The 20,983-nt window shown below is 41.6% G+C and carries 16 protein-coding genes and 1 tRNA gene; 10 read left to right on the top strand and 7 right to left on the bottom strand.

Annotated features, from left to right (window positions below):
* Positions 1-294: 294 nt before the first annotated feature.
* The 5 genes from DDZ16_RS20215 to DDZ16_RS20195 form a co-directional block, all read right to left on the bottom strand.
* Complete coding sequence (locus tag DDZ16_RS20215) at positions 295-894, bottom strand: plasmid pRiA4b ORF-3 family protein (RefSeq protein ID WP_109266298.1); 600 nt, start codon at positions 892-894, stop codon at positions 295-297.
* A 704-nt stretch (positions 895-1,598) separates the two neighbouring features.
* A complete protein-coding gene (locus DDZ16_RS20210) occupies positions 1,599-3,104 on the bottom strand; it encodes a Gfo/Idh/MocA family protein (RefSeq protein ID WP_109266297.1) in 1,506 nt (501 codons plus the stop codon).
* A gap of 48 nt (positions 3,105-3,152) precedes the next feature.
* On the bottom strand, positions 3,153-3,620 hold the full coding sequence (locus tag DDZ16_RS20205; protein WP_109266301.1) for a DoxX family membrane protein: 468 nt from the start codon (positions 3,618-3,620) through the stop codon (positions 3,153-3,155).
* An 819-nt stretch (positions 3,621-4,439) separates the two neighbouring features.
* A complete protein-coding gene (locus DDZ16_RS20200) occupies positions 4,440-4,946 on the bottom strand; it encodes a UpxY family transcription antiterminator (RefSeq protein ID WP_109266296.1) in 507 nt (168 codons plus the stop codon).
* A gap of 293 nt (positions 4,947-5,239) precedes the next feature.
* Positions 5,240-6,058: an outer membrane protein assembly factor BamD gene (locus tag DDZ16_RS20195; RefSeq protein WP_109266295.1), complete on the bottom strand. Its 819-nt coding sequence runs from the start codon at positions 6,056-6,058 to the stop codon at positions 5,240-5,242.
* 782 nt (positions 6,059-6,840) lie between these two features.
* On the opposite strand from DDZ16_RS20195, the gene DDZ16_RS20190 reads away from it, so the two are divergent.
* The 6 genes from DDZ16_RS20190 to DDZ16_RS20170 all read left to right on the top strand — a co-directional run bounded on the left by DDZ16_RS20190 (position 6,841) and on the right by DDZ16_RS20170 (position 14,188).
* Complete coding sequence (locus DDZ16_RS20190) at positions 6,841-8,073, top strand: transaldolase family protein (protein ID WP_109266294.1); 1,233 nt, start codon at positions 6,841-6,843, stop codon at positions 8,071-8,073.
* An 858-nt stretch (positions 8,074-8,931) separates the two neighbouring features.
* On the top strand, positions 8,932-9,426 hold the full coding sequence (locus DDZ16_RS20185; protein ID WP_109266293.1) for a DUF4494 domain-containing protein: 495 nt from the start codon (positions 8,932-8,934) through the stop codon (positions 9,424-9,426).
* Positions 9,427-10,196: 770 nt separating this feature from the next.
* Positions 10,197-10,403, top strand: a complete 207-nt coding sequence (locus DDZ16_RS20660; protein ID WP_146192274.1) for an SHOCT domain-containing protein — start codon at positions 10,197-10,199, stop codon at positions 10,401-10,403.
* A gap of 243 nt (positions 10,404-10,646) precedes the next feature.
* Positions 10,647-11,870, top strand: a complete 1,224-nt coding sequence (gene serB / locus DDZ16_RS20180) for a phosphoserine phosphatase SerB (RefSeq protein ID WP_109266292.1) — start codon at positions 10,647-10,649, stop codon at positions 11,868-11,870.
* 386 nt (positions 11,871-12,256) lie between these two features.
* A complete protein-coding gene (asnB, locus tag DDZ16_RS20175; RefSeq protein WP_109266291.1) occupies positions 12,257-13,843 on the top strand; it encodes an asparagine synthase B in 1,587 nt (528 codons plus the stop codon).
* 271 nt (positions 13,844-14,114) lie between these two features.
* Positions 14,115-14,188 (top strand) — tRNA-Arg (locus tag DDZ16_RS20170).
* Positions 14,189-14,518: 330 nt separating this feature from the next.
* On the opposite strand, the gene DDZ16_RS20165 is transcribed toward DDZ16_RS20170, so the two are convergent.
* Positions 14,519-14,827 (bottom strand): sugar-binding domain-containing protein, encoded by a 309-nt coding sequence (locus tag DDZ16_RS20165; protein WP_158275723.1) that lies wholly within the window; start codon positions 14,825-14,827, stop codon positions 14,519-14,521.
* Between the two features lie 637 nt (positions 14,828-15,464).
* On the opposite strand from DDZ16_RS20165, the gene DDZ16_RS20160 reads away from it, so the two are divergent.
* The 4 genes from DDZ16_RS20160 to DDZ16_RS20145 all read left to right on the top strand — a co-directional run bounded on the left by DDZ16_RS20160 (position 15,465) and on the right by DDZ16_RS20145 (position 19,007).
* Positions 15,465-15,662: a HAMP domain-containing protein gene (locus DDZ16_RS20160; RefSeq protein ID WP_146192273.1), complete on the top strand. Its 198-nt coding sequence runs from the start codon at positions 15,465-15,467 to the stop codon at positions 15,660-15,662.
* A 504-nt stretch (positions 15,663-16,166) separates the two neighbouring features.
* Entirely contained in the window at positions 16,167-17,201 is a 1,035-nt protein-coding gene (locus DDZ16_RS20155) for a sugar kinase (protein WP_109266288.1), read from the top strand.
* A 194-nt stretch (positions 17,202-17,395) separates the two neighbouring features.
* Entirely contained in the window at positions 17,396-18,067 is a 672-nt protein-coding gene (locus DDZ16_RS20150) for a bifunctional 4-hydroxy-2-oxoglutarate aldolase/2-dehydro-3-deoxy-phosphogluconate aldolase (RefSeq protein WP_109266300.1), read from the top strand.
* Between the two features lie 124 nt (positions 18,068-18,191).
* Entirely contained in the window at positions 18,192-19,007 is an 816-nt protein-coding gene (locus DDZ16_RS20145; RefSeq protein WP_109266287.1) for a substrate-binding domain-containing protein, read from the top strand.
* Here the strand turns inward: DDZ16_RS20145 and DDZ16_RS20140 are convergent.
* Positions 18,913-20,172 carry a glycoside hydrolase family 117 protein gene (locus DDZ16_RS20140; protein WP_198416775.1) on the bottom strand — a complete coding sequence of 420 codons (1,260 nt, stop codon included), beginning with the start codon at positions 20,170-20,172 and terminating at the stop codon, positions 18,913-18,915. The genes DDZ16_RS20145 and DDZ16_RS20140 overlap by 95 nt on opposite strands.
* Positions 20,173-20,983: the final 811 nt, after the last annotated feature.

Genomic DNA, 20,983 nt, shown 5'->3' with positions numbered 1-20,983 from the left:
TCTTAGTTTTTTAAATATGCCGCAAAAAGAATCAAAATTTCTTAACTTCGAAAGTTTCCAGCTTCTAACTTCTAACTTCCAGCCTCCAGCTTCCGGCTTCCGCGCGGCTGGGCTACTTTTATCTAACCATCTTATATCTTTCTGAAGGGCGGGCGCAGGGCATGGAACACAGACTGTCAGGTCGCGGATTTTCAATCTGCAACTTATCAAGATTTTTTCGCAGGATTACGAATATTAAAAAATACGTGTTAGCAAAATCACAAACTACGGATCCCTGAAAACTGAAACTGCACTTCACTCATCTTCCTCATCAAAAGGCAGCAGACAACCATAGTCATCCTCAAGAAGAATTTCATTAATTTCCTCAAGATCGAAATATTCAGGATCCAGACCATCTGGGAAAAGAGCACTAAAAAATTTGTGTTGGGGATTGGAAGGATCCTTTACAGCAGCAATCATTTCCTGATAGCCATATGGACCGCCGCAATCCTCAGGCGGGCATTCACGGGCCCCATCAACACACAGGGGGTAGTATTCCAGGGGCTCCGGTTCTGTTTGTTTTTCAAGAGTAATCAAATGCCGCCAGTTGTCCCCCAGGTCGTATTGATAAACGATCTCATCACCGGGGTTCCGTAAAAGATCGTTAACTCTGACAATGGTATAATCCTGAAAACGCCCGTTCTGTTTCCACTCATCATCAGAGGGGCCAAACAATCTGTTGCCGCGCATGAATATGTGCAGATGCTGATTCTCCCATCCCATAGCAGTTTGAAGGACTTTGTGGAAATCATGCAAAAACAGATCAGCAGGGATCAACAACCTGCGCCATATAGCGGGTTCAATACCCTGAAGTGTTACCTTAACCTGATATATTTGGGGTCTGATTTGATACATATTCTAATTTTTTCCCTTCTGCCAATCTTCCGGCTTAAAGCTCAGTTATGAATTGGTAATTGTGCTTCTAAATTCAAAAGTAAAATTACATAAAATCATGGGAATATTTTATTTGTGGCAAGTTCTTTTTTGATGAATCAGATAAACGGGTGAACCGTAAAAAAGTGAAAGGGTGAACCGACAGAGGACTTCAAACACTCACCTGTTCACTGAAATTGGAGCAATAGTGCACATTGCATAGACCCGGGACACATTAGATTATCAGATGAAAGAATGTTAAATATCCAGATCATCAGGAAAACCCGCAGGCTAGTGTCAAGTCAAGTGTAGAATGTCGGGTAAGCCGCCGCAATTATTCACCTTGTGCAAATCAACAAAAAAGTAAGCATAGCCGTAGCTACGTGAGTCTTTTTTTTGAGAAGCACAAGGTAGAAAGAGCAAGGCTTGGGCCGTCAGACTATGCTTGACTTGACACTAGGCTAATCGACTTAATTACGGGGACCATAAAACTAATTCCTGAACACCAACGACTGATCTCCCTCGTTACCTGCCCTTCAGGGCGATCAACCTCTCTAAACCCATAGTTGCCCAAGGCGTTGCCATGGGCTGGCTTAAGGCGGGCCTTCAGCCCGTAAACCGAACAACGTGCTCCCGATAGACCACACCCTCTCTTCACGTAACTACTGACTACTGACTACTGATCACTACCACACTTTCTCACCATCCCATCTCACAACGCGCTTCTCGCGATAGGCCTTTGTCGCCATCATGGCAGTAATGCCTTCTTCAAAAGCTTCATCAATGCCACAACTAACAGGTGCACCTGTGCGTACACCATTGAGCCAGTCGGCCAGATGTAAATGTGCAGTATCAATAATTCTACCCCCTTGCGAGGTATAAAGCAAGCCACGTGAAGCAAAGTACTTCTCTGTGGCTGAACTGATGGCATCCACCTGGGCCTGATAATCTTTAGTAAGACCAATCGGCTCATTAGGAACAATATCCTCACTTTTTATATAGTCTTCATACAGGTGAGAGCCTGAGTCCACATACAATTTAAGAGTTCCACCAATCTCCAGTGAAGCTTCATCCCCCATAAGTTTCTTGGGCCGGTACATGTTGCTGGCCAGTGAGGCAGAATATAGCAATGAAAAATTCTTCTCCGGATATTCCAGTACGGTTTGCTGCACATCAGGCACCTCCCTGCCGTCTTTCCAGTGATAGATGCCTCCGGTGGTGGTAACAATTTCAGGAATTCCCATTTTCAGCATCTGATTGATGGCATCATACTCATGGGTCAGAAGGTCGCCATTCAATCCTGTGCCATAATCCCAGAACAACCGCCAGCGGAAGAAGTGCTCTTTATTGAAAGGGGTATTCGTATCTCTCAGGAACCGTTCCCAATCTACGTTGTGAGGACCGGCATCTTCGGGGATATCATAAACCCATGCCCCATTGGGGGAGTTCCGGTTAGTGGTGGTTTCAATCAGGTTGATATTTCCCAGCAGACCGGCCTGAGCCACATTTGCAGCCATTTTGTAATTCTCGGCCTGTCGGTTTTGGTGCCCCAGCTGAAAAACAATTCGGTTGGCTTTCACCGCATCCCTGACCTCAAAAACATCTTCAATTTTATGCGTAAGTGCTTTTTCGCAGTAAACGTGCTTACCTGCGTTGGCAGCCGCTACAGCAACCGGTCCGTGCCAATGATCACTGGTAGCAATAACCACTGCATCAATATCGTCGGAAGCAATAAGATTTTCAAACTTCCCGTATTGTTTTACAGGAGATGAATTATACCCTTCGGTCCCTTTGCGGTCTTTGTTGGCAGCAGCTCGGGCTGCATCCTCCAGGCGGGGTTTATATAGGTCGCAAACGCCGTTAATTTCAATATTCAAATCGGGTTGATCGAGAAATATTTTTCTTTGTCTATCCGACATCCGGTCAATGTCCCCGGGAGTCATAAAACCCAATGACTTCATAAGGTAACGGCCACGTCCCCCGCATCCTACAATACCAAGCCTGAGTTTTTTCCCTGTAGCATCAGATGGCGCTTTGGTATTCTGAGATGGCATTATTCTGGACTGGATAAATTTTTGAAAAGCAGTTGCCTCTTTGGCGTTTTCAGCAGTAAATTTCCGGGCAAACAAATAACCATAGGCCCCCAAAAAAGGAATGCCGGCCAGACCTTTAAGTAAGTCTCTTCTTTCCATGAGAATATTTTGTTTTGTTGCTTAGAAACTGCAACAATGCGACTTCAATTAATTATTATTACAAATCAGACGATTGAGTCCCAGATATCTTCCGGGACGAAACTTGTAGATCACCCACAACACCAGAAAAAGGATAAAATTCTTATCCACAATCAGATAATTACCCTCAGCCATAACATCACTGATCTCCCCAAACGGAGGATAAGACAGATAGAAAAAGACCAGTAAAACCATTCCTGTCATCGCAGCAAAGCGCTCTAAAAATCCGGTCATCAACAAAAAACCGGTAATCAGTAAAACTATAACAACGCCATAGTTAGACACTGCTATTAATGTTTCACTGGATATCACCCATTGAAAAAGCGATTGAAGGGGGCCTTCCGACTGAGCCAGATAATACTGGGCTGTCCATCCCGGTGTTAATAATTTATAAAGACCTTCGTGAAGAAAAAGCCAGCCTATAGCTGTCCGAAGTACAAAGAGTGGAAGAATTTGCTTATAATTTTTTAACTCCATATCTAAAAAAATTTCCTCCACAAAAATATCTTTTCCTGCCAAATAAAACAGGAATTCGCACTTTTTTTCTTTAATTAATTTTTCATGGAAGTCTCAGGAGTGTCATCCGAGCCTGCGAAGAATATATATTTTTTAATTCCGATTACCCCGTCCGTCCTCTCTCTCTTTGCACTTAGATCCATATCCTTTAACCACCCCACTGTTGTTAGATAGCTAGATGTTAGATTATTAGATAAAAAAAAGGCTTAAGTTCATAATCGCGTGTTTGTTTTTTTGAAAAGAACAATAAAAGACTCACTCTAAACTCTAATAGAAATGGATTAACGCTCAGCCTGCCTGCTTTTACTCGCAAAGAAACCCATAGTTAAGAAGGTGTGGATTTTAAATCCTCCCCAGCAGCGGTACTGAACCCTGAACTCTCTCCACCTGCCCTTTAAGGGCGCTAATGAATTATATTTCACCCAATCCAGGGGTATTGACCGGGGCTAAGTTCAGTCGGAACTTCAGCCCGTATGCCCGAACCTCGTTGCACCTTAAATGCTCTTATAAGGTTCAACCACGTAACACCCACCATCCTACCCTCTTACCATTCTACCTTCCTCCCATTGTTAGACATTAGATTGTTAGATGCTAGATTATTAGACATAAATAATTTCCAGGCTCTATGCCTTCTGCTCTCTGCTCCATGCACTCTCTCCTCTGCTCCATGCACTTTTCTAATTTCTAACCTATAACCTCCAGCATCTAACCTCCAACAATCTGATCACCGACTACTGATCACTGACTACCGAACACCAAGTCTCTCTCTTCTAAAAAATGCTATTTCACCCGCTCAACCTCATCCAGGTTCAGCACCAGCACATAACCAATGTGAGAAATCCGGAGATAGAGTTTTTTGGTACCCTGAATCTCCTCCACTTCACCTTCAATATTTTTGAGAGGACCGCTGGTAATGGTTACTTTTTCTCCTTTACGGAGAGTATCCGCTTCAACGGAAAAGGATAGTTTATTTTCGATGGTCCGGCGCATTGCGTCAATTTCTCTTGCGGGAATGGCAACCGCTTTGCCCTTATGCGACACATAGGCAACAACGCCCGTGGCATTAAACACTTCCCGGTATTGAGCAGAAGTAATCTTAACAAAAATATAAGAGTTAATGACAGGAACCTCGACCCATTTTTTACGATCGCTCCATTGTCGTTGTTCCTTTTTTAACGGCAAATAAACTTCAATCCCAAAACCTTTTAATTGCTCGTAGACCTTTTTTTCAGCCCTCGATTTAGTGTAAAGGGCATACCACTGAAAAACATCTTCTTTCTTTTCCAAAACCTTTATTTCTTTTTCCTTTTACATTACAAATTTAACAATATATGAGCAACCAGGGTTGTCACCGTTGTTTGACATTAGATTGTTAGACATTAGATTGTTAGATGTTAGATTTTTAGATAAAACCCACCATATATTCCATGCTCCTTACCCCCTCAAATGCCTAACAACCAAATCCCAGGCGTTGCCCCGGGCTAATTTAACCGGGCCTTCAGCCCGTCTGCCCTATGCTCTAAGATCGTAGCACCAGGCTCCATGCACCATGCCCCCTGCTCCTTGCCATGTGCTCCCTGCTATTCCATCCGCTTCTCCAGCTTCATCACCATTCTCTCTACCTGCTTTCGCTCCTTTCTCAATCCGGCCAGTTCCTTTAGAACAAAAGAGGTTTCGTAACCATCCCGGACAGCTTCCTTATCGTATTTCTCCATTACAATATAATAATAGCCTTCACCCCTGAACTGAACCTTCAAAGGTTTATCAACATTGGAGGCAATGAAATTCACAATGCCGTTATCGGCACCATCGCGATAGCTGATAATCTCCCATTTACTTCCGCCATCTTCAAAACGGCGATTGTTATACCCATCTTCGGGAACCACTTCTGAAGTCACCGATTCACCGGAATTATAAACTTTTATTTGATTATGCTTAATCCAGGAAGTTCCGTAATAGCGGCTGGAGATATAGAAATCCCCTTCAACATCAAGATGTGCCCTTATGAATGTCCTGTTGTAACTATTCTCCGGTTTTTGCCGCTTGTGAATCAAAATGGCTGGCTCTCCATATTCATCCGACTTAATAAAATTCTTCATCAAAGGTTCCAACTCCTTTTCCTTTACCAGAATCATGCTGTCAAGATATTCCAGGTTCCGGCGTTGCTCCTGAAGGTTTATGTCATCCATCAATCGCATGGCATCTGCAATCTGCTCCGTCAGATCACCATATTTCTCCATCAGAGTATCCAACTTTAACCTGGCCAGGTTATAGCGCCCACTATCCCTAAGCGCCTGTGCTTCGCTCAGCTTACCTGAAGCCTGCTTCTCCCTTGAAGGTCCGCAGCCAATAAACGTAATAGTGAGAAGTATAAAGAATAAAAAACGAGTGTCCGCCATAAGTCAAGAGTGGTTACCTGTTCATTTCTCCCACAAATTTAAGCCAAATAAAATGAATCCACTTAATCATACTTTGAACTTTTTCAGAAAATACCGATAAACCAATTAGGAATCAGAGACTAACAACTGAACCGGCGAGCTTATGGGTTATCATTGACTACGGCTCAATATCCCGTAACTATGGCACTCATAATTATTTCTCCCCCCCCTCCTGCCAACACATTGTAAACCGGGACCTTACCCAACCCCCACCAACTCAATAGACTGATTACTGATCACCGACCACTGACCACTGACTACTGACTATCCTACCCTCTCACCATCCTTCCGTCGGTAGACATTAGATTATTAGATAGTAGATCGTTAGATAAAAATAGTCTCCATGCCCTCTGCTCCCTGCTCTTTGCTCAATGCTCTTCTAACTTCTAACCTCAAGCCTCTAACCTTCAATAATCTGATTACTGACCACTGACCACTGACCACCGACTACTGACCACTGACTATCCTACCCTCTCACCATCCTTCCGTCGGTAGACATTAGATTATTAGATAGTAGATCGTTAAATAAAAATATTCTCCATGCCCTCTGCTCCCTGCTCTTTGCTCAATGCTCTTCTAACTTCTAACCTCAAGCCTCTAACCTCCAATAATCTGATTACCGACCACTGACTACTGATCACCGACTACTGACCACCGACTACTGATCAATGAACACTTACAAACGGTTATTCCTTGTTTTTCTCCAAATTGTTAACTAAATTGGGATGTAAAACGAAATCATTATGGACAAAACACCTATACCCGAGCAAGTCTTACCAGAGTTACTCCATCGGTTTCACGATGAAAAAGTCTCTAATCCATCGCAGAAGATTTTTAAAGCCTGCAAAGAAACCGGCACCCAATTATGGCTGGACACAGGTGACATTGAAGCCATCGACAAGCTTATCACTCCTGAAGTCACTGCACAAACGACCAACAACACCCTACTGAACAAGGAGGTGCAAAAAGGTATTTACGACGGCATCATCAAAGAGATGGCCCATCGTTTTGATGAGTTTCCTCCTCAGAAACGCCTGGTGGAAATGGCTTTCCTTTTGAATGCCCTCCATGCATCACGATTGGTAAAACGATATGGAGGAATGGTAAGTGTGGAGCTTCATACTGACCTCACTCACGATGTGGATGGCATCGTGCATTACGGACAGAGGTTTCATAAGATCGATCCCAAACATTTTTTAATAAAAGTTCCCTTGTCTCCCTCCGGATTAATTGGTGCCCGCAAACTTCATGAAATGAGCATTCCTGTCAATTTCACATTGCTGTTCAGTGTGCGACAGAACATGCTCGCTACTCTGCTGGCACGGCCTGCCTACACCAATGTATTCATGGGGCGAATTGGAGCATACATGCAAAACAACCACCTGGGTGAAGCCAAAGGGCCCGGAGAAAAGACCGTTCATCATGCCCAAAAATGCTTGAAAACGCTCCGAAATGACTATAACCTGAACACTAAATTAATTGCTGCCAGTATACGGGAATACACTCAGCTTCCGGCCTTGTGCGGTGTTGATGTAATGACCATTCCCGCCAAAGTTGTTTCGGATGCCATTGAACACCTTAAAGGGCCTTACCAACCCATGACCGATCACGACTTCAACATCGTATATGAGCCGGGTGTGGCTACATCTGAAATCCGGATGGACAAACTCTGGAGCGTTTCTGAAAATGAAAAGAGGGTATTCAAAGCGTTAGGAGAAAACCTTCCGGAATCTGCCTGGGAACTGGTAGATCATCTCCGGGAGGAGGGCATCACAGATATCTTTCCGCACCTTACCCCCATAGAAGAACTGTTCATCGCCGATGATGGTAAAGTCCCCAGACACGACCGCTGGGCAAGCATTATCTCAAGAGGTGAAACAGCCATCGACACCCTTCTCAACCTTGCCGGCATGGCAGCATTTACCAAAGACCAAAAAGAACTGGACGAAAGAATAAAGAGTTTAACGAAGAATTAACCCACCTCCCTTTGGTTTGCAACGAGAGGAGAAAATCACTTGTCTATCTTTTTGTCTATAGTTCCCGGGGCTGCACCCCGGGTTATTAATATTTCAGGCCGTTGGCCTTCCCCCGCTCCATACTCTCCGTAATTAGACATTAGATTGTTAGATAGCAGGTTATTAGATAGAAATATTCTCTCTGCCCTCTGCTCCATGCACTCTGCACTTCTAATTTCTAACCTCCAATAATATGATTACCTACCACTGACCACTGAATCTCATCCCTAACGGGACTTTCCTTACTATTAACAATTAAATTTTCTAGCGATATTTCAGCCCTAACGGGCATTAGTTTACTGAATACTAATAACTGATCACTGGCAACTGACAACTGACAACTGACCACTGAACTGATTACTGATATTTGATCATTGATCATTGATAACGCCATCCCACCATCCCACCTTTCTACCCTCCTACCATCCCACCCTTATAAGACATTAGATAATTAGATTTAAGATCATTAGATATAATAAGCTCCTTTTGCTCCTTGCTCCTTGCTCTATGCTCTATGCTCAACTCTCATCTCTCTACTGACCACTGATTACCGACCACTGACCACAGCCCTTCGCTCTACCTGCCCTTTCAGGGCGCTAAAAATATTCAATACATCCTACCCCACCCAGGGCGTTGCCCCGGGCTAAATTCATCTGGGCTTTCAGCCCGTATGCTCCATGCTCATCGAACCTCTAACATCCAGCATCTAACCTCCAATCATCAGACCACTGGCCACTGATTACCGACCACCCCAGACTATCCCCTAACTTTTTTTTTACCTTTACAGCCCGAAAAAAATTCACTCAAAAAAACAAGACAATGCTACACACTTGGTTTGAATGCAAAGTAAAATACATTAAAACAGACGAGAACACCGGTAAAGAGAAGAAAGTAACCGAGCCATATCTGGTAGATGCCGTTTCATTTACCGAAGCAGAAAGTCGTATTCATGAAGAGATGCAGACCATGATTCGCGGGGAGTTCCAGGTCACCAATATCCGAAAAGCAGACTACAGCGATCTTTTCCCGAATTTTGCCGGCGATCGTTGGTATAAGTGCAAAGTAAGTCACCTCTCTATTGATGAAAATGCCGGAAAAGAAAAGAAAGTCAACAGCCAAATGCTGGTAATGGCTGATAATGTGAAAGACGCTTATGATAACCTCATGCAGGGATTGTCCGACATGGTCGTGGACTTTGAAGTCATCAGCATCACTGAAAGTCCTTTGATGGATGTATTCCCTTATGAAGCAGACGGAGCTTTCAGCCAACAGCAGGAAGAAACTGATAATACAGAATTAGAAACCGAAGAATAGAAAACTTCGATAAAAATCTTTTAAAGACGCACGGTTTAACCATTACATTTGGGGCCGTGCTTTTTTATTTTCCCCTCCGGCGGATTTGCAATCCGACGGGTCTTGACTGCAGATATGACGCTCTGCTCTGCTGCTTTGATCACAAAGAATTTGTTATTAAACATATTTCGCCCATTCAGACTCCTGAAACTAACTGATTCACAGCCCTGGAGATTCACCCCGGACTTTTTTCATTCGGACCGTTGGCCCTTTTTCCATATGCTCTATGTCTGCATAACTGATGATCTAATGAAAATACTCCGTTAAACTATTACAACACACTTGTAATCAATTTTTTTGCAGGCACACATTTCTTTAGGCAAATACACTGGTTTTCAGTGTTATAAGATTTGTCTTACATACTTCATCCAACTCAATCTGTAACTTTCTTTATATCAAAACCTTAATGCATGTAGTTAGATATTTGCTTATCAGGCAAAACATTCTTTTGAATGCTCAAAGATGGCATTTCGGGGCAATACATTTTCTTCTGCCTTCTGCTTATCAAACTTCTGCCTGTTGGTTACTTTTATCTAAAACTCTAACGATCTATTATTTTAGACCTGGCAGTTTTTTTATCCTCATATTTTCTTGACGAACGGCATGATATGCCCGAAATTTGAATTACATCCCAACATCCCAGGGCTAAAGACAGTTATAGGGCCGACGTGAGCTATTGCTCCGTTGCTGGCTTTGGCCCCGGGTTTTAATCAGAAAGGAGGTTATAGAGCATGCTAAATTTCGCAACGATTTCCGGTCTGCAGATTATCTGGACACTCGCTACCATACTCCTGGTAGTTGCTGTGTGGTTTATACTGAAAATGATGCTTGAAAACCCGGAAGAAAACCAAGATCCACTGGAAATCATCCGAAAACGCTGGTATAAAGGTGAAATTGAAGAGGAAAGTTACGATGATCGTTTACATCACATGATTTAACATTTTTAACCCCGGTTACGAACCGGGGCTTTTTTTTGCATCCCCTTAGTTTCAGAGTACTTCCTGTTAAAAAACATTATACAGGCCATTTTTTTTCAGTTGATCTTTCAGTTTTAATTAAGCATCATTATATCTTTGCAATTAACAAAACATTATAAAACCCCGGCTAAATCTGATATTTTTTCATCAGCCTCCATTTTCTGCAGGGCCTTTTGCCGGATAGTATACTCTAAAAAACAAACTGTGAGCCACAAGAGAGAAGTAATTTTACTAAATATCAGCGGAGAAGATAAACCGGGGCAAACCTCCGCTTTAACCAATGTTCTGGCCCAATATAATGTTAACATCCTCGACATCGGGCAGGCCGTTATTCATCAAGACCTGGGATTAGGAATACTGTTTGAAGTTCCGGCAAAATCGGAGTCATCACCCATATTAAAAGACCTGCTTTTCAGAGCCTACGAAATCGGCCTCAACGTTAAGTTCACCCCCATTACCGAAGAACAGTATAACGACTGGGTTAATCATCAGGGTAAGGAGAGATACATTATAACCCTGTTGTCCCACAAATTAACCGCAGCCCAGTTAGCTGCTGTCACCAAAGAAATCTCAGATCAAAACCTCAACATTGATATTATAACACGCCTCAGTGGGAGAATTCCTCTTGATGATCCAATCGACAACACCAAGTCTGTTGTAGAATTTTCTGTCAGAGGAACACCTGATGATATCGAGAAAATGAAAACCCGTTTTATTGAAATCGCAGGAAGCAGAGGTGTTGATATTGCTTTTCAGGAGGACAACATCTACCGCAGGAACCGAAGATTGGTCTGTTTCGATATGGATTCAACACTCATCCAGGCGGAAGTTATTGACGAGTTAGCCAGAAAAGCCGGCGTATACGACAAAGTAAGTGAAATCACCGAGTCTGCCATGAGAGGTGAAATTGATTTTGATGAAAGTTTCAAACAGCGTGTTGCTTTGCTGGAGGGATTGGAAGAATCGGTAATGAAAGAGATTGCCGAATCACTTCCATTGACCGAAGGTGCAGAAAGACTTTTCAAAACTTTGAAAAAATACGGATACCGGACAGCTATTTTATCGGGAGGCTTTACTTACTTTGGCAACTACCTGAAAAGCAAATTGGGAATTGATTACGTGTTTGCCAATGATCTGGAAATAAAAGACGGGAAATTAACCGGCAAGCATTTTGGCGACATCATCAACGGGCAGAAAAAGGCTGAGCTGATCAAACTGATCGCCTTTAAAGAAGACATTCACATGGCCCAGGTAATAGCAGTTGGTGATGGATCAAACGACCTCCCCATGTTGCGGGAAGCCGGTCTGGGAATTGCATTTCATGCCAAACCCACTGTTAAGGCATCGGCCAAACATGCCATATCAACTATTGGACTGGATGCCATTCTTTACCTGCTCGGATTTCGTGACAGAGAAATAAACATGTAATTAGATCTTTGAGTTTGTGATATAAAATCTTTATCTAATCCTTTTCCCCGCCCTTTGGAGAATTATCCCACCCCTATCACGTCCCGGCAACAATCCAATACCTATACTTTTAAAACCCGGTTTTTCAAGAGCCGGGTCTTCTTTTGCTCTTCACTTCAACCGAAACCACCAACATAATTCCCACTCCTTTACTTTCCCCAAAAATTATTTGTTTCATAAAATCATGAAAATGAACTTCCTCTACACTTAAAGCGCCGATTCGTTACTTTTTTTCGCGATATTATTCATTTTTGTAAGTTTTTTATTTGTTTTTTGTTTTAATTCGTTACTTTTGTAACCAGAAACATTACAATTAACTATTTACTGGAACGAAAAAACTGATTGCCATGTGTGGATTTGCTGTTTACACCGGAGACGACCAGATGCTAAGATTGCAGATGGCCCACGATTTCAGGAGCCTGCAGTATCGCGGCCCCGACAACACCATTATGAAAGACCTGGGCAATAATGGCTGGATAGGATTTCATAGATTAAAAATTATGGATCTCTCTGATAATGGTAATCAGCCATTGGAGTACAAACACCTCAGTCTGGTTTGTAACGGAGAGGTTTATAACTTCCGTCAAATAAGAAAAGATTACGAAAAGACTTTCGATTTTCAATCATCCAGTGACTGCGAAGTGATGATTCCCTTATACCTTGAAAAAGGAATTATTGGAATGGCCCAGGCATTAGATGCAGAATTTGCCTGTGTACTGTATGATGAAAAGAAAAGCAAATATATGGCAGCACGTGATCCCATTGGTATCCGACCAATGTTCTATGGCTACACGGCTGACAAAGACATCCTGTTTGCAAGCGAAATGAAAGCTCTTCATAACATTTGTGATGAAATTCGCCCCTTCCCTCCCGGATATGTTTACGATGGAGACAAATTTGTTTGCTACCACGACATTGCCAAAGTGGATAAATTTGTGGATGATGAGCAAGAGACCATTTTCAAGAAAATCAACGAACTTCTTACCAAAGGCGTTGAAAAAAGAATGGACAGTGATGCCCCGCTAGGATTCCTTTTGAGTGGTGGGTTGGACTCCAGTCTGGTTTGTGCCATTGCGGCAAAAATGACAGACAAGCCTATTCGCACTTTTGCGGTGGGGATTCAGGACGGCCCTATTGACACAAAATATGCAGTTCAGGTTGCTGATTATCTGGGAGCAGATCATACCGAGGTTTTATTTACGCGTCAGGAAATTTTTGACACTTTAAGCAACCTCATATACAAAACTGAAACCTGGGACATTACAACAATCAGAGCATCGATGGGAATGAACCTGGTAAGCAAATACATTCACGAGAACACCGACATCAAAGTTCTGATGACTGGTGAAATTAGTGATGAGATTTTTGGATACAAGTACACCGACTTCGCTCCCTCGCCGGAGGCTTTTCAAAAAGAAGCTGAAAAAAGACTGACAGAGATTTACATGTACGACGTGCTCAGAGCCGATCGGTGTATCTCCGCCAACGGTCTGGAAGCCCGGGTTCCTTTTGGCGACCTTGATTTCGTTAAGTACGTTATGTCCATCAACCCCGAAAAAAAGATGAACTATACCGGCATAGGAAAATATCTGCTACGCAAAGCATTTGAAGGTGATCTGTTGCCGCATGACATTCTTTACCGCGAGAAAGCAGCTTTCTCCGACGCAGTTGGTCACAGTTCTGTAGATTACCTTAAAGGGTATGCAGAGGAGCTTTACAGCGACGAGGATTTAGCAAAAGCGAAAGAAAAATATCCTTTTGCCACACCATTTTCAAAAGAATCACTGATGTACAGAGATATCTTTGAGAGTCATTTCCCCGGAAGGGCCGATATGGTCAAAGACTTCTGGATGCCAAATAAAGAATGGGAAAACTGTGACGTAGATGATCCAAGTGCACGTGTATTGCCTAACTATGGCAAAAGCGGAGAATAACCCTCTCCATTAACACAAACCACCAACCATAAACTATGAGTTAAAGAATACCGATAAATAGACCTAAACTATGAGAAGTAAAAATCCGGAGCGTCTCGTCCTAACCAAGCGAGACAAGCTACCGGATTTTTAGCTTATAATGGAATTAAAAATTAGATGCAGACCCAAATCTTTAAAGACATAGATTTTTTTCAAAAAGCTGAATTTTCCTCGCCTCAGACCATGGTCTTTAATATCTTTTTTCTATATTTGCACCGCATTTGAGGAAAATGGTCCGGTAGCTCAGCTGGATAGAGCAACAGCCTTCTAAGCTGTCGGTCGTGGGTTCGAATCCCGCCCGGATCACACACATAAACCGCAATTCTTTTATTTTAAAAAGATTGCGGTTTTTTTTCATCCCCCATATTCCACCCCTCCACCCCATTGGGTTAACATCAATAAAGGCTGATCTTCCAGGAACGAACCCAAACTCCAACGATACACTTCCACCGCAAATTGCTTCTCCCCTCCTTCAGATAGGGATTGATGTTAAATCCTGAAGGCGTTATGCTACCCCTACGAATAAGAATTTATGTGTCAATTTTGAAATTCCTGAGACAAAAAAACACCCCTGATTCAAAAAGAACCAAGGGTGAAAAAAATTATATCATTAACGGTTACTTCAACTCTAAAGCTTTAGTATCTCCGTCGGTCACCCAAAAAGTGGCCGTTTATCCACACGCGCGAATTGGAAAAGATACCATCAAATTCAATGTGAATCTTTTTATCCCGGGAGGTTTCCGGAATTACAAATAATTTTCGATACCAACCGATTCCTGTTGGTAAAAATCCGGTGGATCCAGCGGTCTCATCAGTTGTGTAGTTCTGCTCTACAGACCAGTCATGAGGTAAATCAAGCATCCGCCAGCTGTCGTCATTAAAAGCGGGAGCATATGCTTTATCCACATCCCCCAAAATTAAATTCCCAGTTAAAATTAAAATCATAAACCTTTCTTTGACCTGCAACATTGAAACTCAATATCAAAAAGATAATAATGCATGCTTCTGAAATGATTTTTTTCATATACCTGTTAATTTAACATATTAAAATTGAAAAAAAAGAATTCAAACACGTCTTTCCATTGAAATATATACTGTAAAGAAAAGAATCCCAAAAGGATTTCGCAGTTAAAAAAAAACATTAAAAAGATGGATAAAAAACATTAAAGACCCACTGTTGCATCACAGAACCACTATTTAACCTTCCCGTTTTCAATTTCACCTCTAATTGCAACAAATCCCCCCTAAAGACATAAACGGCGTGTTAGCTATGCATTGCCTGACCTGTAGAATATGAGTACTCTTTTTGAACAGGAATATAATAGATCGTCAGATTTTTAGATATCAGATTTAAGACAAATATTACAACACTGAAAACCTGTACATTAACACAAAACTCTTTTAAAAGACAAACAATGAAATCACTAGCTATTGCAAAAAATTAACGGGCTATTAGGACTAATAACCGGGGAAAAATAAAAAAATCTATCTGACATAAAAATAGGTTTACGCCTGAACATTATTTTAAGCAACTATTTTTTAAGCAAGACTGTTACTTCTACCCTAAAAACTTGCTTTGAATTTGGCCCAGCAAATTGCCAAAGGGAATTTAAGTGTAAACCTGGAATTAAAACAGAAGGATGAAGTGGTCCAATTGGCAGATCCATTAAACCTGATGGCCGGAAACCTTCGTGAGGCATTAAAATCCAGATCACTACCTGACAAAGCCATGGAATTAAAGCAAATCGTCAGTTATTTTGATATGAAAGACGAATTATAATAGCTCCAAAATTATGGAAAAACTCCAATAATCTCCCATACCCAAAAATCCGGTTAATGAAAGCATATTTGGTTAGAAAAGTAATAAAGCCTATCTTCGTGCTCGTTAACGGAAAAACAATTGCGCTTTACTTAGATTGTTATCATCTTCATATAAACCTAATAATCTAACCATTATAAAACATAAAGGCTTTAGTTTATAATCGCGTGTTTATTTTTTTGACAAGAGCAGTATGAGCCTCACTCTTAACTCTAATTAAAATGGATTAAAAATCCATGGTTAAGGAGGTGCGAATTTCAAATCCGCACCAGCAGCGGCGTTTTATTAAAAAAAGCCCCGGCAAGGGTGTTCCTGTTTTTTGGATTTATTGAAATTAACAACACAAAATTAAACTACAGCCAACATAAAAGTGAATAAAACCTAACCAAAAAGAAATAGAACCGGACTTCAGCAATTATTTCGGTAACGAGCACGACCAATTAATAACAGATAAAACAATCAAAAATGAGCAAAAGAGTTATTACTTTCGGAGAAGTCATGCTGAGACTTTCAACTCCAGGCTATCAACGCTATACACAAACCAGATCATTCGACGTAAATTATGGCGGCGGAGAAGCCAATGTGGCGGTATCACTTGCCAATTATGGACTTGATTCACGATTTGTATCACGAATTCCTAAAAATGACATCAGTCGTGCCTGCCGGATGGATTTGAACAAATTTGGTGTAGACACAAGTAAGATGGTCTATGGCGGTGACCGGCTCGGCATCTACTTCCTTGAGACCGGAGCTGTTGCAAGACCCAGTAAAATAGTATACGACCGGGCCTACTCCTCATTTGCCCAAATCGAAAAAGGCATGTTCGATTGGGATGAAATACTGGAAGGTGCAGAGTGGTTTCACTGGACCGGGATTACCCCCGCTGTTTCGCAAGGAGCTGCCGAAGTATGCCTGGAAGCCATAAAAGCCGCCAATAAAAAAGGTGTTACCGTTTCGTGTGATTTAAATTACCGTAAAAACCTTTGGAAGTATGGCAAAAAAGCCTCAGAAATAATGCCCGAACTGGTTGCCGGATGCGACGTTGTATTGGGAAATGAAGAAGATGCTGAAATGGTACTGGGCATAAAACCCGAAGGAGTTGACGTTACCGGAGGTCATGTTGAAGCAGAAGCCTACAAAAGTGTATCGGAACAGATTATGAAGCAGTTCCCAAGAGTAAAAAAAGTCATCACAACTCTTCGCGGATCAATCAGCGCCAATCACAATTCCTGGTCGGGCGTTCTTTTTGAAGATGGGAAAATGTATAAAGCACCCACTTACCAAATCACACATATTGTTGACCGTGTAGGGGGCGGCGATTCATTTATGGGAGGTCTTATATATGGTCTGCTGACTTATGACGACAATCAAAAAGCTGTTGAGTTTGCCACTGCTGCTTCCTGTTTAAAACATACCATTAATGGTGACTTCAATCAGGTAACCGTTGAGGAGGTTGAGAAATTAATGGGGGGCGATACTTCAGGTCGTGTATCCCGGTAAATCAATACATTAAGAAAACTGTTTATAATAAAAATAAGGGAGGGTGATTTCTCACTCAATTACTTGGTTTTGATTTTTTTTTAGTAATTGCAAAAAACACGCTACTACATCCCCTCCCTTATTATAACCTGCTTTATGTATGAATAATTGCAATAGATTATTGGTAGATAATGCAGAGCAAATACATAAATGAAATGGCCAAATATTCAAGAATAGAAGTATTTCAAAAGATGCAGGAGACCGGTATTGTTCCTGTATATTACAATTCAGATGTTGACATTGCAAAAAATGTACTAAAAGCCTGCTATGACGGCGGAATAAGAACTTTTGAGTGGGTCAACAGGGGAGACTTTGCACATGAGGTCTTTAATGAATTAAATAAATATGCATTGAAAGAACTCCCCGGAATGATTTTGGGAGCCGGATCGGTGGTTGACGAAGCTACCGCAGCCATTTACATTCAGGCTGGAGCCAATTTCATTGTTTCTCCTCTGCTGAACGAAAATATGGCCCGGATTTGTAACCGGAGAAAGATTATGTGGGCTCCGGGATGTGGCTCATTGTCGGAAATAGGAAAAGCTGAGGAACTGGGTGCTGAACTCGTGAAAATTTTCCCGGCGATGGAAGTCGGCGGTCCCTCTTTTGTTAAAGGAGTAAAAGCGCCATGTCCGTGGACCAACATAATGCCAACAGGGGGTGTTGACACCAGCCGTGCAAATTTGGAGAAATGGTTTGAAGCCGGAGTTACCTGCGTTGGCATGGGATCCAAACTTTTCCCAAAAGATGTTATCGAAAGTGGGAATTTTGCAGTACTCACTCAAAAGGTAAAAGAATTAACAGACACCATCAAGGCCGTCAAAAAATAAGGATCCGTTTTTTGAGCTCTCAGGATTGCCTCTCGCAGACGGAGAGGCAATCATCAGGATCCCTTAAAACAGAATATTTTTTGCTATATTGGCATGAATTCATTGAAATATCTGAATACCCAAAATGCCGAAAGCCACCATCAAAGATATTGCCCGAATTGCAAAAACATCGACCGGCACTGTTGACAGGGTTCTCAACAACCGGGAAGGTGTTTCAGAAGAAAAGAAAGAATTGGTACGTAAAATAGCCCGGGAATTAAACTACCAACCCAATATTCTGGCTCAGGCACTAATAAGCAAGAAGATATTTAAACTGGCACTGCTCCTGCCCAAACCGGAATTCCCAAATGAATACTGGGCCTCTCACCCTAAAGGAGTTGAAAAGGCCATTGACCATCTTGCCCCTTTTAAAATAAAAACAGATTATTTTCTGTACGATCTCCAGAACCCGACCGATTTCACGAAACAAGCTGAAGGGTTATTGGCAGAAGAATTTGACGGAGTAATACTCGCCCCAATCCACAAAAAGGAAGCCCGGGAGGTATGTCAAAAGCTGGATCAAAAGAACATCCCTTATCTTTTTATCGATAGTTTTTTACAAAACACAAATTGCATCGCCTATGTATGTGAAGATGCCTTCAATGGGGGTAGAGTTGCAGCCGGTTTAATCGACTATGGCACCCCGTCCACCAAAGATATCCTGATTGTTACTATTGGCGACCGGTTAGAAAACAATATCAACCTGCAAAATAGAAACCAGGGCTTCATGAGTTTTATGCTCGAAAAATCGAAGAACACCGGATTAAAAATCACAACTAACCTTAAAGAACCCAACAGGAAGTATATTACTGAAAAGCTGGACCAGGTTTTCTCTCAAAAATTCGCTTCCTTTGCTTTTGGCTCAATCCCTGACGATAATAAACATCAGGCCGGTAGTTGACCCTGTGCTGCTTCATTTCAGGATCATGTACATCCTGACTTAAATCGCAATCAAATCGAACCAGTTTTGAACAGAATCTACTCCAATCTCCCGTGGCATTTATGAAATGTGCCATGCCCCAGGTAATGCCTCGCCCATCTTTTGTGTCATTGAACGCATCGGGAACAAAAGGGGCAGCTGCATACGGCATAAGTTCAGTAATAGACGCAATTTCAAAATTCACCCAATCTTCTGCGTATTGAATCGTATTATGCTCAGGTCCGTCTTTATAAACCAACGCTGCAACCCCTTCTTTAAAGGGAAATAGGGATGTTTCATGGCCTGAGGTAATAAGTGGATTTAGAGGATGCTTTTTAAAAGGCCCCAGAGGATTATCTGCAATAGCCAGCCCCTGCATTCTCACTAAATGGGATTTTTCGCCAAAATCCGATTTGTAATAAATGTAAATTTTACCATCGTGAACTAAAGGATATGGATCATGAATAGAATATTGATCCCATTCTCCCTTATCACCGTTTGGTATAACAATCTCATTATGGGGTACCCAGGGGCCGTCGGGTGAATCGGCATAGGAAACTGTAACCGGGCAATCGTCCCCCCTTTTTCCACTTGCTTCCATAAATCCCTGGTAATACAAGTAAAATTTGCCTTTCCATTTTAAAACATCAGTGGTAGTCACCGAACGCCAACCAACCAGAGGCTTTTCAGGTCTTTTAACAGCTACACCCTGCTCTTCCCAGTTAAAACCATCAGTTGAGGTAGCATACCAAATTTCCGACAAATCCCAATCTGATGAAGGAATGGTATCGTTGCAATTTTCAGCCCCTTGAGGAGGGGTTGGGGTATTCCGGTAGGTATACCATATGTAATATTTTCCATCATGAAACAATACTTTTGATGGATCACGTCTGGTAATTGTTCCATCATAACCGTTGTAATCAAACCCTTTAAGTTCAGTATATTTAAACTGGCTAAACAATTCATTATTCTGTGGTTGAGGAGCAGAATAGTCTGTATATATTCGCTCCATGGCAGCACTCATTTCTCTTTCAGGCTTTTCTTCAGGCAAAATAAACGGAAATCCATCCTGCTTTTCAGTTTTTTTGTCGGTACAGGAAACTGAAACCACAAACAGCATTAATAAAGGAAATAGTTTTTTTATCATGATTTTTATTTTTAAACTTCGTTTTACAATTTATTATTAACAGACAGAACATACTCGCTGATAAAAAGAAACTGTTTAAGTATTACCCTTTGAGATATTTACATCCATTATTTACAGGTCAAAACTTCATGACAACACCTTGGCTGTTCACCTTAACTTTGATTTGCCAAAAGAATTAATCCTTCAAATGCATCTTTCAGTAATTAAAATTAAACAGTCATTAAAAATAGGGTAAGATTAACTTAATTAGCAGGTAGAAAAAACAGAATTCCAGTGGAGAAATTAAAAAACAGGACAAGTTTCTATCCGGGAGAACCTTGCAATTCAAAAAAACAACTCCTGTCGAAAACATAAAAAATCTACCCCCTCAGGACCGGCATTTTACCAACGTCAGATTTGACTCAAACATAAAAATAGAGGATAATAATTTTCAATTCAAAGTTAGAACAGTTTCGACAAAAGAGCACACCAGTCCTCAAAAAGCCTAAACGCAAAGACACTATACTACAAAGTTTTTTCCCTATAGTATAATTACAATAGATTATTAGATAGAGAGCAACTTCATTTACGCCAATCTCATCTGACCACTGATTACTGACCACTGAATACAGCTCCACCCCCATCTCTAACATCCAGCTTCTAACCTCTAACATCCAGCTTCTAACTTCCAACCATCAGACCATTTGTTCCGTCCTGAAATAGGTTGACCGCTTTTGAACATTTTCACTAAACATTCAAAAGACGGTTATTATGAAAAAGAAACGTTCACAATTTCAATTTAGATCAAGTCGTTATTTTAGTGAGGACTTCA

Origin of the sequence: Marinilabilia rubra, from assembly GCF_003121985.1 — a bacterium.
In the GTDB taxonomy this organism is placed as follows: Bacteria; Bacteroidota; Bacteroidia; order Bacteroidales; family Marinilabiliaceae; genus Marinilabilia; species Marinilabilia rubra.
Note: the sequence above shows the minus strand (reverse complement) of the source record. Positions and strands in the feature narration are given on the sequence as shown.